We start from the raw sequence: 14245 nt of genomic DNA, 5'->3' as shown, positions 1-14245 counted from the left end.
GGTGTTGAACCTCGCGTCGCAGAGGCGCATAGGGATATTCAGCGAACGGGCCGGCCGGTCCCCCCGGTAGAGGCCTGCCAACCTTGGTTCGGGATGTACTACCCTTATGCCCTCTGATCTGACCGATACGCCGGAAGCCGACATCGCACCGGCGGCCCAAGTCCCCACGAAAATCGCCAAAGCCTATCAAGCTGCCCTGCACGGAAGTGCGCTGCCCGGCGAAGGCGACGATCTGGATGCCAAGGCGCTTGCCGCCGCGGGCGAATTCGCCGCGCGCGCGTCGCTTGAGCGCAAGGAGGACAAGCCGTCGCTGGCGCTCGAGCCGATGGCCGCGGACAGCACCGACCGCCGGATGCGGCTGGTGGTCGTCAACGACGACATGCCCTTCCTTGTCGATTCCGTGTCGCAGATCGTCGGCGCACAGGGCCTCGCGATCCACCGTATCCTGCACCCGGTCGTTTCGGTCGAGCGCGACGCGAAGGGCAAGCTGACGAGCGCCGACGCCGGAAAGACCGGCGGCGACCGCGAGTCGGTTATCTATATGGAGCTCGAGCGCGGCGATGCGCGTGCGCGCCGCCGCCTGCTGGACGGGCTTGAGGCGGCGTTGGCCGACGTTCGCGCCGCGGTTGCCGACTGGCGCGCGATGCGCGCGGCGATGCTCGCCGATGCCGCCATGCGCGCCGAGGGCGAAGCCGCCGAACTGCTCCGCTGGTTCGAAGGCGGCGCAATGACGCAACTCGGCCATGAATGGCGCACGCGCGACGGTGCGGTACACGACGCGCTCGGCATTTCGTCGAGCAGCGAAAGCCAGCTCCTGTCGCCCAATGCGCTGGAAGCGGCGTTCGGTTATTTCGACAAGGGCGGGCAGTCGCCGCTGCTCATCAAGTCCAACCGCCTGTCCGCAGTGCACCGCCGCGTCCTCCTCGATCTCGTCGTCGTGCCCGAACTAAAGGGCAAGAAGGTCGAACGGCTGTCGATCCATGCCGGTCTGTGGACCAGCGCGGCCCTGTCGACTCCGCCTGCGAAGGTACCGATGCTGCGCGCGCAGCTCGAGGCGCTGATGGCGAAATTCGGGTTCGACCCGACGGGCCACGCGGGCAAGGCGTTGGCGCATGCGCTGACCGCATTGCCGCACGATTTGCTGATCGCTTTCGATACCGCCTCGCTCGAGGATCTGGTGTTGACCTCGATGTCGATCACCGATCGTCCGCGCCCGAAGATCGTGATGGTGCAGAGCGCGCTCGGTCGCCATCTGTTCGCGTTCGTCTGGTTGCCGCGCGACGAAGTGTCGACCGGCCGCCGGCTTGCCGTCGAATCGCTGCTGGTGCGTGAAGCCCGGGCCGGCGTCATCGGCTGGACGATGGTGCTCGAGGACGGCGGTGCCGCCCTGCTTCGTTATACGCTCGACCTGCGCAGCGGCGGGGTGGTTCCGGATACGGCGACGCTCAATGCCCAGCTCGAACAGATGGTGCGCGGCTGGCAGCCCGAGGTCGAGGCTGCGCTCGCCAAGCGCGGCGACGCGGGCCGCGCGGCCGCACTGGCATCGCGCTTCGCGCCGCTGTTCCCGGCCAATTACCGCAATCTCTACAATCCCGAGGAAGCGGCGCGCGACATCCTGCGCCTGCGCGATCTCGATGCGGACAATCCGCGCAGCGTCCGCCTCGCCAAAAAGAGCCTCGACGGGGACGATCGCCTGCGTCTCAAGGTGTATAGCGCCGCCGGCCCGCTCGCGCTGTCGGACGTGGTTCCGGCGCTCGAACATTTCGGCTTCGAGGTGCTCGAGGAAATCCCGACCGAACTCAATGTTCGCGCGAGCGAAGGCGAGGCAGAGGCGCCGACCTTCATTCACGATTTCTCGCTGCGCCTGCCCGGCTCGGTCGATGAAACCGCGTTGCTTCCTCACGTCGAGGTCATCGAGGGCGCGATCGCCGCGGTGCTCGACGGCAAGGCAGAGAATGACGCGTTCAACGAGCTGGTGCTCGTGACGCAGACCGACCCGCAGGCGATCGTCTGGCTGCGCGCCTGGTTCCGCTACATGCGCCAGGGCGGATCGAGCTATGGCATGGACACGGTGGTCTCGGCGCTCCGCCACGCGCCGAAGCTGACCGCCGCGCTCGTCGAGCGTTTCCGCGCGCTTCACGATCCCAAGACAAAGGATGCCGCGCGCGCCGAGGCGCTCGACGCCGAAATTCTTGCCGGTTTCGCCGACATCCAGTCGATCGACGACGACCGCATCCTGCGCCAGTTTCACGCCGTCATCGGCGCGACGCTGCGCACCAATGCGTTCGCCCCCGCCGCCGCCGAAGCGCTGGCATTCAAGATCGACAGTACGCTCGTTCCGGGCCTGCCGAAGCCGCTGCCGTGGCGCGAGGTCTGGGTCTATTCGCCGCGGGTCGAGGGCATTCACCTGCGTGCCGGTCCGGTCGCGCGTGGCGGCCTTCGCTGGTCCGATCGCCGCGACGATTTCCGCACCGAGATCCTTGGCCTGATGAAGGCGCAGCGCGTGAAGAATGCCGTCATCGTGCCGACCGGCGCGAAGGGCGGCTTCTATCCGAAGGCCTTGCCGAGCCCGGCCGAAGACCGCGACGCCTGGTTTGCCGAAGGCACCGAATGCTATCGCATCTTCATCCGGTCGCTGCTGTCGATCACCGACAATATCGTCGCCGGCAAGGTCGTCCACCCGAAGAGCGTCGTGATCCGCGACGGCGAGGATCCCTATTTCGTCGTCGCCGCCGACAAGGGCACCGCGACCTTCTCCGACGTCGCCAACGGCCTCGCGATGGAGCGCGATTTCTGGCTGGGCGACGCGTTCGCCAGCGGCGGATCGAAGGGCTATGACCACAAGGCGATGGGCATCACCGCCAAGGGTGCGTGGGTCTCGGTCCAGCGCCACTTCGCCGAAATGGGCGTCGATGTGCAGACCGATCCCATCCGCGTCGTCGGTTGTGGGGACATGTCGGGTGACGTGTTCGGCAACGGCATGCTGCTGTCGAAGGCGATCCAGCTCGTCGCGGCGTTCGACCATCGTCATATCTTCCTCGACCCGAGCCCCGATCCGGCGAAGAGCTGGAAGGAGCGCGAGCGGATGTTCAACCTGCCGCGGTCGAGTTGGGAAGATTATGACAAGAAGCTGATCTCGAAGGGCGGCGGCGTTTTCCCGCGCAGCCAGAAGAGCATTCCGCTCACCCCCGAAGTGCAGGCGATGCTTGGCCTGTCGCAGGCGGAGATCGAGCCGGGTGCGCTGATCTCGGCGATCCTGAAGGCGCCCGCCGACCTGCTCTGGTTCGGCGGCATCGGCACCTATGTGAAGGCCGCGAGCCAGAACAATGCCGAGGTTGGCGATCCCGCGAACGATGCGCTGCGCGTCGATGCCGAGGATCTGCGCGTCCGGGCGGTGGGCGAAGGCGCAAACCTTGGCACGACCCAGGCTGCGCGCATCGCTTTCTCGGCGAAGGGCGGGCGGATCAACACCGACTTCATCGACAACAGCGCGGGCGTCGACTGCTCGGATAACGAGGTCAACATCAAGATCGCGCTCAACCGCGAAATGATCGAAGGCCGCCTGTCGCAGGAGGATCGCGACGCGCTGCTCGTGCGGATGACCGACGATGTGTCGGCCCTGGTGCTCGAGGACAATCGCCTGCAGGCACTGGCGCTGTCGATCGCCGAAAAGGGCGGCGCGGCCGCCGTGCCCTCGCTCGTCCGGATCATGGAGAATTTCGAAGCGACGGGCCGGCTCGACCGCAAGGTCGAGGGGCTGGCCGCGAACGACGAGCTGCTCCGGCGCGCGCAGGAAGGCCGCGGCTTCACGCGGCCCGAACTCGCGGTGCTGCTTTCGACCGCCAAGCTGGCGCTGCAGGATGCGATCGAGGACAGCGATCTGCCCAACGATCCGGCCCTCGCGAGCGACCTTGCGGCCGCTTTCCCGGCTGAAATGCAGCGCGACTTCGCGGCAGCGATCGCCGATCACCAGCTCCGCCGCGAGATCATCGCGACCAAGCTGGCAAACCGCATCATCAACCGCATGGGCGTCGTCCATCCCTTCGAACTCGTCGAAGAGGAAGGCTGTTCGCTCGGCGAGATTGCGGCGGCGTTTGTCGCCGTCGAACGGCTGCTCGACATGAAGGCCCTGTGGGGCGCGCTCGACACCGCCAAGATCGACGAGACCATTCGCCTCTCGCTCTTCAGCCAGGCCGCTTCGGCAATGACCTCGCAGATGGCGGACCTGCTCCGCATCGCTTCGTCGCTGTCGCAGCCGGGGCCGGTGGTCGCGCGGCTCGAGCCCGGGGTCGATCGTCTGACGACGGGCGTTGACGCGCTGCTCAGCGATTCGGTGCGCCGTCAGTGGGATATGCTTGCGCAGCAGCTGCTTGACGCGGGCGCGCCCGAAACGCTGACCTCGGCCGTCGTGCGGCTGTTCAAGACCGACGGCGCGATCGGCATCGTCGATCTGGCGGCGCGGCGCGGCGACGACGAGATCGCGGTGACGCACGCCTTCACGCACCTCGGCGAAGCGCTCGGGCTGGACTGGGCGCAGACGCTCGCCGCGCATATGAGCCCCGCCGATCCGTGGGAGCGCCTGCTGGTCAACAGCCTTGCGCGCGATTTCCAGCAGATGCGCCTGACCTTCCTCGCCGGGCTGCCGAAGGGCGACCTCGATGCGGCGGTGACGAAATGGCTCGCCGACAATGCCCCGCGTGTAGCGCAGTTCCGGGCTACGGTCGACCGCGCGCGGACGATCCCGAACCCGAACGGCGCGATGCTGTCGCACATTGCGGGTCAGGCGCGCGGGCTGCTGGGGAGGTAATGCCGTTCCAGCCCCGCGTCGCGATCCTCGTCCCGACGCCCGACTATTACGAAAAGTGGCAGCCCGCCTTCGCCCGCAAGGCGGCGGCGCTGTCGGCGGCGGGGCTGATCGTCGAGCAGCGGGTGTGGACCGATCCGGGCGACCTTTCGGGCCATGACCTGATCCTGCCGCTCTTCGCCTGGGGATATCAGCGCGATGTCGCGGCCTGGTATGCGCTGCTGGACCGTCTGGAAACCGAAGCGCTGCCGGTGGTCAATCCGGTGCCGGTGCTGCGCTGGAACAGCGACAAGGCCTATCTCGCCGAACTCGCCGCAAAGGGCGTCGCGGTCGTTCCGACGGTCGAGGTCGCGGCGCTCGACGATGCCGGTCTCGCCGATGCGCGCATGGCACTCGGAGCCGACGAGGTCGTGATCAAACCCGCCATATCGGGCGGCGCAGACGGCACGCACCGCGTCGCCGCAGGTGATTCGGTCCCCGCCGACGCGATCGGCCAGCGCCGTCTCGTACAGCCGATGATGCCGGGCATCCTGACCGACGGCGAATATTCGCTCTTCTTCTTCGGCGGCCATTTCAGCCATGCCATCGTCAAGCGCCCCGCGTCGGGCGACTTTCGGGTACAGGAACAGTTCGGTGGCCGCGAAGAGCCCTGGGAGGCGACCCCCGCCGCGCGGAATCTTGCCGCCGCGGCGCTCGCGGCCGCACCTGCGCCGCCGGTCTATGCCCGGGTCGATATGGTCGGCGATGCAGCCGGGGAACTCCGGATCATGGAGCTCGAACTGATCGAGCCGTCGCTATTCCTGCATCATGCCGCCGACAGGGGTGCGGCGTTCGGCCACGCGGTCTACGCGGCGATCTAGCCCGCCCGAATCCCCAGCCACAACCATTGCCGTATCGCCGAGGTCAGATTCGGCGGATATGTCGCCTCCATCCGTTCGACGTCGATACGCGCGACGAGCGCGTTGAGCGGCAGGGCCTGTCGTGCAGCTTCGGCCTCCAGCGCGTCCCAGAACATCGGTTCGAGACTGATCGAGGTGGGGTGGCCGGCGATGGTCACCGATCGCTTGACCGGGGGATGATAGGCGGAAGGCATGCCGGAGTGTACAATGTAGGCGTGCGAGGAAGGTACGATTTATTTGGGGTAGATCGAATTTCGCCCGCTTCCTAGACCGGGCGGCCGATAGCCGGGAAAGCAGGTTAGGCCATGACAGCAGGTTTCCAGTCGCTCACCGAAAAGGAAAAGGAGACGCTGCGCCTGCTGGTCAGCGGTTATGACGCAAAGTCTATGGCGCGCCATCTGGGGCTTTCGGTTCACACCATCAACGAACGGCTCCGCGATGCGCGGCGCAAGATGGCGGTTTCCAGCAGCCGCGAGGCCGCGCGGCAGCTCCGCGAGTTCGAACACCGGACCCGCCAAATCCCTGGGGACAGACCTTTCGGGGCATTCTCCGCCGCACAGGATGTGGAAGACCCTCCGTCACCAGCCGGCGCTCCCCGCATGTCGCGCCGCTCCGGCTGGGTCATCGGAGGAATTCTTATGTCGATCAGTCTCGCCTTGCTTGCTTTTTCATCGCTGTCAGGAACCGGCGCTCGCGCTACGCCGCAGACCGTCTCTCCATCCGCGCCTGCAGCGGAAACCGCCGCCGCCGGGTCGGCGCGTCGGTGGCTTGCGCTCGTCGACGCCGGCGACTGGAGCGGGAGCTGGGACGCCACAGGACAGGCGTTCAAGGCGCTGAACACCAGCGAGCGCTGGACCGCGGTATCGCAATCGGTTCGCGCCCCGCTCGGCGCGGTGATCTCGCGCAAGCTGGTTCGCGAGGATTTCGTGCCGGCGCCGCCATACGGCTATCAGGTCGTAAAGTTCAGGACGCGCTATGCCAACAAGCCCGATGCGACCGAAACCGTGTCGCTGGCGCTGGAGGACGGCAACTGGCGCGTGGTCGGTTGCACGATCGATTGACCATGACGAAGCGGGGGCGGTCTTGCCACAGCGGCAAGGCCGCCCCTGCCATCGTCAATACATATGCTGTCCGCCGTTGATCGACATCGTCGATCCGGTGACGAAGCCCGCATCCTCGCTGCACAGGAATGCGACGCCGCGTGCGATCTCGTCGGCCTGGCCGAGGCGTCCGACCGGAATCTTCGCGACGATCTTTTCCAGCACCGGCGCGGGGACCGCCGCCACCATGTCGGTGTCGATATAGCCGGGCGCGATCGCGTTGACGGTGACGCCCTTCTTGGCGCCTTCCTGCGCAAGCGCTTTCGTGAACCCGTGGATTCCCGATTTCGCCGCGGCGTAGTTGACCTGCCCGTACTGGCCTGCCTGACCGTTGATCGACCCGATGTTGACGATGCGGCCCCATCCGCGTTCGACCATGCCGGGGAAGGTCGCCTTCGCCATGTTGAAGCAGCCGCCCAGGTTGACGCGCATCACATCGTCCCAGTCGCAATATTGCATGCGGGCGAGGGTCCCGTCGCGGGTGATCCCGGCATTATTGACGACGATGTCGATCGGGCCGAATTCGGCGGCGATCGCGGCGCAATTTTCGAGGCACGCCTCATGGTCGCCGACGTCCCATTTGCGCGCCGCTATTCCCGTGCGATCGGTGAATTCGCGCGCCTTGTCGTCATTGCCGGCATAGTTGGCGACGACGGTGACGCCCTGTTCCTTCAGTTTCAGCGAAATTGCTTCCCCGATGCCGCGGCTGCCACCCGTGACGATTGCGATACGTGCCATGTTGCCGGTCTCCCAAATGACTTTCAGGGCTTTGCTTAGGACGCGTCCCGGCGCCCCGCAAGTTGACCGGAACGTCAATCAGCGGCAATTCGGGAAGGCGGTACAGTCAGTTACCGGCCAGCACCCGCATCTTCGAAAAATCGCCCGCGGCAAGGTCGGCCTTGCGGATGGCGAGGACCAGATTTCCGCCGTCGCGGCGACCGCGACTCATCAGGCCGCCTGCCGGAAATTCGAGCATCACGACGTCGCGCTCGTCGTCGAAGCCGACGGCATGCCGCGAGGGGAAATTGCCCATCGACGGCATTTCGGGCGCCGCCATGGCTTCCCACAGCGGCTCGAAGAAGGCGCGCGCCGGTGCGGACAGCATATCGGGCTTCCGGCACCAGGCGTGCTTCGCATGGTCGAACAGGACCGTGCGATAGGCATCGACCCAAAGGTCGCCGTCGGGCCGGTGGCGGGTGAGCGGGAGGGTTACCGTTTCGACCTGGTCCTCACCGCTTTCCTCGTCGGCGACGGTCCAGACGCGTGTCCAGCGAATCGCGTGGAGCCCGGCCATTACTGCGGTCGCGTCGGGCGGCGAGAAGGATCCTCCATGTTCGGCGCCTTCGCGAATGATCGAGACGATCTCGGCTGCGCGTTGTACCGATTCGCGGTTGCGTTCGTCCGCGTCGGCGATCGCCTGTGCCAGTTCGTCGCTCGCATCGTCGGGTGCCGTGCCGCCCGGAGGCTGCTGGAGGAGGCGGGCCTCGAGGATATCGGCAAGCGCGAGCATGCTGGCCCAGTCGAACGGGTGGAAGGCGGGATCGGCGATGTCATAGTCGGCCGCGAGCAGGGCGGTCGCATCGGCGGTCGGCGCCTCGCGCGGATCGGCTTCGCCCGGCTCGACCGTCACCGGATCGACAGGCCATTCGGGAAAAGCGCGGATCGCGAGCGGCATGAGATCGGCCGAATCGATGCCATAGGGATGGAAATAGACGCTGCCGGGCGCGCGCGGCGGATCGCGCGGCACACCTTCTTCGGTCAGGTGCAATGCGGTTACCGCCCCCGAATCGGGATTCGCGAAGAATGCGAGCCAGCCCTTGCGCGGACCGAGTCCGTCCCACAAGGCGCCGGGCAAGTCGGTGCAGGCGATCTGCGCGAGGAAGTCGCCATCGGCTCCGTCGACGCGCGGCCAGTCGATCGCCGCAGGCAGATGCGGGCGGCCGCCCAGCCAGCTCTTGCGAAAGAGTGCATCGCGCGGGGGGGTCTGCGGCACAAGCCGGACGATTATCTTGTCGGCAACGGGCTGTTCTGCGGTGGCGTCGTCGCCGTCCGGACGATCGGCCGCCGGCTGTCCGGTCAGCCATGCCTGCCGTTCGACCTCGGACGCGAGCGATTCGAGCGTCGCCTCATCGGGAACCGGCGCTTCGTCCGCCGGTTCCGGCATGGATTCCGGCCGGTATCCGGTCGTCGGCGTCACAGGCTCGTCCGCCGGTTCGCGGGAAAGCGTCGGGGCCTCCGCTGCGAGGCTGTCGTCGGGGACCGGTACGATCCCGGGTTCCACCGCCATCTCGGGTTCGAGGGTCGACGGAATATCCTCCCATCGCGTCGATTTCCCGCTGATCCGCGCGAGGCGCGAAGCGGAAATCTCCACCGGCTCCGGTTCCGGAGCGGCCTTGCGCGAGAGTTTGGGGAGGGCGGGCATGCGGCTTTCGCGAGGTACCGGCAGTCCCTCATAGGCCGGTGTTTCGGAACGCGGCCGGCGCATCCACCATATCGCGAACATGACCAGCGCCCATGCGAGCATCAGGCCGCCAAGTGTCAGCGCCGCGCTGTTGAGGTCGCTCATCGTCCGTCCTTCCGGTTGCAGCGTCCGGCCAGACCCGGCGCCGCGTCGAACGACCCTAAACCAAGGACCTAAACAGGAAGTAAGCGCGCGCTAGATCAACGCCATCCGGCCAGTTCGCGGCGGATCAGCGCGACCAGCATGCCGACGCCGGGCGCGGTGTCGTTGAGGCACGGCAGATAGGCGAAATTGCTGCCGCCCGCCGCGCGATATTGCTCCTTGCCGCGGATCGCCAGTTCCTCGAGCGTTTCGAGGCAGTCAGCGGCAAAACCGGGAGCGAAAACCGCCACGCTTCTGCCGTCTCGGCCAAGCCGTTCGAGCGTTGCGTCGGTTGCGGGTTCGAGCCATCGGGCGCGGCCGAAACGCGACTGGAACGCGACCTCGACCGGTCGCCCGAGCGCGTCTGCGAGCAGCCTGGCGGTCGCCTGGCACTCGTCATGATAGGGGTCGCCGAGCGTCCGCGTGCGTTCGGGCATGCCGTGAAAGCTTGCGAGCAGGACGTCGGGCGTGAAACTCAGCGAGGACAGGCCCGCCTCGATCGACGCCTTCAGCGCGTCGAGATAGGCGGGGTCGGCGCCGTAAGGGGGCAGGAAGCGCAGGGTCGGCTGCGACCGCAGGCCGGCAAGATGGCCGTTCACCGCATCGACGACGGTCGCAGTCGTGGCTCCGCAATATTGCGGGTAGAGCGGGGCGACGAGAATACGCCGGCATCCCGAGGCCAGGAGTGCGTCGATCGCCGGGCCGATCGCGGGCTGCCCGTAACGCATCGCATGGGCGACGGTGACGTCTTCGCCGAGAGCGGATTGCAGCGCGGCGGTCTGGCGCCGCGTGATGGCGGCGAGGGGCGAGCCCTCTTCGGTCCAGACCTGTGCGTAGGCGTGCGCCGATTTGCGCGGTCGCGTCGGCAGGATGACGCCGCGCAGGATCGGTTGCCACAGCAGGGCCGGGATCTCGACGACGCGGCGGTCGCTCAGAAATTCGGCAAGATATTTGCGCACCGCGGCAGCGGTCGGCGCGTCCGGCGTGCCCAGATTGACGATGAGGACGCCGATATCCGGCGTGGCATCGCTCACGCCGGCCGGGCCGAAAGCGGCAGGCGGCGGGTCCGGCGTCCGGTGGCCGCGGCCATCGCGTTCGCAATTGCCGGCGCAACGACGGGGACACCGATTTCGCCGAGCCCGCCGGGATCGCGGTCGCTTTCGACGAATTCGATCAGGATCTGGGGGCTTTGCGACAGGCGCGGCAGCCCGAGCTGCGCCAGCTTGCGGGCGGTCGCGATTCCCCCCTTATAGTCGGTGGTCGCGCCGACGGCAGCGGCAAGGCCGAAGATCAGCCCGCCCTCGACCTGCTGTCTGGCGATCGCCGGGTTCACGAGCCGCCCGGCGTCGACGACCGCAACAAGCTGTTCGACCTGCAGCCCGCTCTCGCTGGGTCGCGCGGTCGCCATCAGCGCGATGTGGCTGCCGCGCATGCTGTGGCAGGCCAGGCCTTGCGCCGTCCCCGTTACGCCGCCCTCCCAGCCGCCGAGGCTGGTCGCGGTGAGCAGGCAGCGTGCAAGCAGCGGTGATTGTCCGAGCATCGCCATCCGGTAGGAGAGCGGGTCGCTGTTCGCGCGCGCCGCCAGCTCGTCGACGAAGCATTCGGTGAAGAAGGCGGTGTAGCTGTCGGCGTTGCCGCGCCAGCGACCGGTAGGCAGGCCGATATCCGCCGGGCAATGATCGACCGCAAAATGGGGGATGTCATAGGCGCCGATCGCACCCTCGACTGCGACTGCGTCGGGCGATCCGGCGGCGGCGCGCTGTGCGACATCGGGCGGGGTATTGCCGAACAGGCGGTCGCGAAACTCATGCGTGCTCGGCGGGACGGCAATTCGCGCGACAAGGGCATCGATTCCGCCCGCAGCGTTGAGCGTCGCGGTCATCTTCGCGCGCGCCGGGGCGCGGGGGATATCGCGCATGATCTCTTCGGCGCGCGACCAGGCAAGCTGGACCGGGCGGTTGATCCGGAGCGCGATGATTGCGGCCTGCACGGCGGCGCTGTGGTCGAGGCAGGCGTCGAACGATCCGCCGGCCATCATCGGGAACAGGGTGACGCTCGATTCCGAAAGCCCCGTCGCCCGCGCGATCGCATCGCGGCACTGGGCGGGCGCCTGGGTGGCAACCCAGACGCGCAGCCTTGTGCCGTCGGGTGCGGCGGTTGCGGTGCGCGTTTCGATCGGGGCGTGCAGCGCCGGCGCGACGGCGTAGTGCGCCGCAATCTTGGTCCGGCCCTCCATTGCCCCCGCGACATCGCCATTCTGGCGCATGCGATAGCCATCGGCCTTGAGCGCAGCCTTCAGCGACTTGTCGATACGCGATGAGGAAATCGGTGCCCCTGCCGTTTCGAATACCGGCGCAAAACGGTCGAGTGCCTGGTTCGCGGCCCACCAGTTGCGCGCAACGGTGGCGAGCCAGCGTTCGTGCTCGACGATATGGAGCAGGCCGGGCGATTTCATTCCCGCCTTGCGGTCGATGCTCTTGAGGCGCGTCGCGCCGAGCGGACCCTGCCGGATGGCGGCGAACACCATGTCGGGCAGGCGGATGTCGCCGGCATAGTTGGCCGATCCGTCGATCTTGGCGGGGAGATCTAGCCGGGTCAGTTCCTTGCCGTACAGCGGATCGGCGCTCGACGCGCGATAGACCGGTTCGGCCGGCGGCTCGAGAAGGGCTGCGGCGGCGGCAAGCTCGGCGAAGCGCAGCTTTTTCTTTCCATGGATGACGAAGCCGTCCTGCGTGTCGCAGCTTTCCCAGTCGGCGTCCCAGCGCCGGGCGGCCGCCATCATCAGCAGCGCGCGCGCCTGCGCCGCCGCCTCGCGGCACGGTGCCTCGAACATCCGCACCGACGACGAGTTGGCGGTGAGCATCACGGCATGGCGCACCGCCCATTCGCGCCGCGCCCAGCCGCGGACGTCGGCGACGAAATCGGGAACGAGGCTGCGCGGCATGAAGGTCGCGCTATCCTCGTCGACGAGCAAGGTGTTGGTATAGAGCGGGCTGATCGGGGCGGTCTCGACCGCGATGGTCCGCCAGTCGGCGCCAAGTTCGTCGGCCATGATCTGCGGCAGCAGCGTCGTGACGCCTTGGCCCATCTCGCACTGCGGGACCACCATCGCGATATGGCCGTCGTCGCCGATCTTCAGGAAGGCGTTGAAAACATGCTCGCCTTTCGCGGCGGTCAGGTTCGGCTGATAGTCGCGCGGCCAGAGCGTCCATGCGATCGCGAGGCCGCCTGCAGCGGTCGCGCCGACGAGGATCGACCGGCGGCTGACGTGCGGCAGGCGCCTTTTGTCTGTCCCCACTTTGTCCCGGATACCCGCCATGCCCGCTGCTGATAGTCAGCGGCGGGAATCGGCGCAAAGAAAATCAGCGTAGCAGGCCGAGGCGCGGAATCTCGATCTTGGGGCAGCGGTCCATGACTACCGTCAGCCCTGCCGCTTCGGCGCGCTTCGCGGCGTCATGGTCGATCACCCCGATCTGCAGCCAGACCGCCTTCGCGCCATGGACGATCGCTTCGTCGACCGCGGCGCCGGCCTCGGCGCTGTTGCGGAAGATGTCGACGATTTCGGCGGGCGGTTCGACATTGGCGAGCGTCGCGACCACGGGCGCGCCGTGGATCGTGCTGCCGGCGTGGCCGGGGTTCACCGCGATCACGTCATGGCCCTGACGGACGAGAAAGCCGAGTACCTCGTTCGATGCCCGGGCGGGGTTCGGCGAGGCGCCGACGACGGCGATGCGGCGGGGCTGGCCCAGCAACTCGCGGATTTCCTTGTCGTCGTTGATCGCCATCATTTCCCCTTTCGCGCGTCGAGCCAGTCGGCAACCTTCGCCGCTATCGCGTGGAACGGCTCGCCCTGCGGGTCGGTTCCGGCCGCCGGCGGCACGCCGCCGTCGCTGGCGAGGCGGATACCCATCGACAGGGGAATGCGGCCGAGGAAGTCGAGCCCCATCACACCCGCGGCGGCTTCGGCGCCGCCACTGCCGAAGGGATCGCTGACCTCGCCGCAATGCGGACAGGCATAGCCGGCCATATTCTCGACCAGCCCGATCAGCGGCACGTCGGCCTGCTCGAAAAAGGTGATCGCGCGCGTCGCATCCATCAGCGCGAGGTCCTGCGGGGTCGAGACGATCACCGCTCCCGCGGGCTTGTGCTTCTGGATCATCGTCAGCTGGACGTCGCCGGTGCCCGGAGGCAGGTCGACCACGAGGGTGTCTATATCGCCCCAGCTCGCGTCGACAAGCTGTTCGAGCGCCCGGCCCGCCATCGGCCCGCGCCAGGCGATGGCCTGTCCGGGCGCGGCGATCTGCCCGGTCGAAAGCATCGGAACGCCGTAGGCGTTGGGAACCGGGGCGAGTTTCGATCCGCGCGCTTCGGGTTTGACGCCCTCGCTGTCCATCAGGCGCGGCTGCGACGGGCCGTAGATATCGGCATCGACCAGCCCGACCTTCACCCCGCGGCGGTGGAGCGCGACTGCAAGGTTGGCGGCGAGCGTCGATTTGCCGACACCTCCCTTGCCGCTGCCGACCGCGATGATCGTCAGGCCCCGGCGCTCGGCGGTCATCGCGACGCGGACCGAGGTCACGCCCGGCCGCGCGAGCAGGCCGGCGCGGATTTTCTCCTCGAGCGGTTTTCGCTCTTCCTCCGCGAGTCCGGTGACATCGAGGACGATCGCGAGTGTGCCGTCGTCACCCAGAAAGCGGAGGCCCGAGGTGCGGCCGCCGCTGAGATCGGTGGCGATGCTGGCGAGGGGAGCAGTGTCGGTCATATCCGGGGCAGATAGGCATGGGGCGCGCGAATGCCAGCCATTTTCGCCAGTCATTTTTTTGCGCCCCCTGTTAATCGC

10 protein-coding genes are annotated in these 14245 nt (G+C 67.5%); 3 read left to right on the top strand and 7 right to left on the bottom strand.

Going from position 1 to position 14245, the window contains the following annotated elements:
- Window positions 1–106 precede the first annotated feature (106 nt).
- Window positions 107–4807 carry an NAD-glutamate dehydrogenase domain-containing protein gene (locus L7H23_RS08605; protein ID WP_237838926.1) on the top strand — a complete coding sequence of 1567 codons (4701 nt, stop codon included), beginning with the start codon at window positions 107–109 and terminating at the stop codon, window positions 4805–4807.
- Entirely contained in the window at window positions 4807–5664 is an 858-nt protein-coding gene (locus L7H23_RS08600) for a hypothetical protein (protein ID WP_237838925.1), read from the top strand. The genes L7H23_RS08605 and L7H23_RS08600 overlap by 1 nt, the downstream gene beginning before the upstream one ends.
- On the opposite strand, the gene L7H23_RS08595 is transcribed toward L7H23_RS08600, so the two are convergent.
- Window positions 5661–5897, bottom strand: coding sequence for a ribbon-helix-helix domain-containing protein (locus L7H23_RS08595; RefSeq protein ID WP_237838924.1), 237 nt, complete (start codon window positions 5895–5897; stop codon window positions 5661–5663). The two genes, L7H23_RS08600 and L7H23_RS08595, sit on opposite strands and share 4 nt — an antisense overlap.
- A 111-nt stretch (window positions 5898–6008) precedes the next feature.
- Between L7H23_RS08595 and L7H23_RS08590 the strand changes: the two genes are divergently transcribed.
- Window positions 6009–6764 carry a DUF4019 domain-containing protein gene (locus L7H23_RS08590; RefSeq protein ID WP_237838923.1) on the top strand — a complete coding sequence of 252 codons (756 nt, stop codon included), beginning with the start codon at window positions 6009–6011 and terminating at the stop codon, window positions 6762–6764.
- Between the two features lie 54 nt (window positions 6765–6818).
- On the opposite strand, the gene phbB is transcribed toward L7H23_RS08590, so the two are convergent.
- The 6 genes from phbB to L7H23_RS08560 form a co-directional block, all read right to left on the bottom strand.
- Window positions 6819–7541 (bottom strand): acetoacetyl-CoA reductase, encoded by a 723-nt coding sequence (gene phbB / locus L7H23_RS08585; protein ID WP_237838921.1) that lies wholly within the window; start codon window positions 7539–7541, stop codon window positions 6819–6821.
- Window positions 7542–7647: 106 nt separating this feature from the next.
- Window positions 7648–9369, bottom strand: a complete 1722-nt coding sequence (locus L7H23_RS08580) for a DUF1963 domain-containing protein (RefSeq protein WP_237838920.1) — start codon at window positions 9367–9369, stop codon at window positions 7648–7650.
- Between the two features lie 95 nt (window positions 9370–9464).
- Window positions 9465–10439: a ferrochelatase gene (hemH, locus tag L7H23_RS08575; protein WP_237838919.1), complete on the bottom strand. Its 975-nt coding sequence runs from the start codon at window positions 10437–10439 to the stop codon at window positions 9465–9467.
- A complete protein-coding gene (locus L7H23_RS08570) occupies window positions 10436–12724 on the bottom strand; it encodes a molybdopterin cofactor-binding domain-containing protein (protein ID WP_237838918.1) in 2289 nt (762 codons plus the stop codon). The genes hemH and L7H23_RS08570 overlap by 4 nt, the downstream gene beginning before the upstream one ends.
- Before the next feature lie 43 nt (window positions 12725–12767).
- On the bottom strand, window positions 12768–13190 hold the full coding sequence (locus L7H23_RS08565; RefSeq protein ID WP_237839175.1) for a CoA-binding protein: 423 nt from the start codon (window positions 13188–13190) through the stop codon (window positions 12768–12770).
- Entirely contained in the window at window positions 13190–14167 is a 978-nt protein-coding gene (locus L7H23_RS08560; RefSeq protein WP_275671236.1) for an Mrp/NBP35 family ATP-binding protein, read from the bottom strand. Before L7H23_RS08560 ends, L7H23_RS08565 begins: the two co-directional genes overlap by 1 nt.
- Window positions 14168–14245 lie beyond the last annotated feature (78 nt).

The organism is Sphingopyxis sp. BSN-002, from assembly GCF_022024275.1.
GTDB lineage: Bacteria > Pseudomonadota > Alphaproteobacteria > Sphingomonadales > Sphingomonadaceae > Sphingopyxis.
The sequence above is the reverse complement of the archived record's forward strand: the minus strand, read 5'-3'. Positions and strand labels throughout refer to the sequence as shown.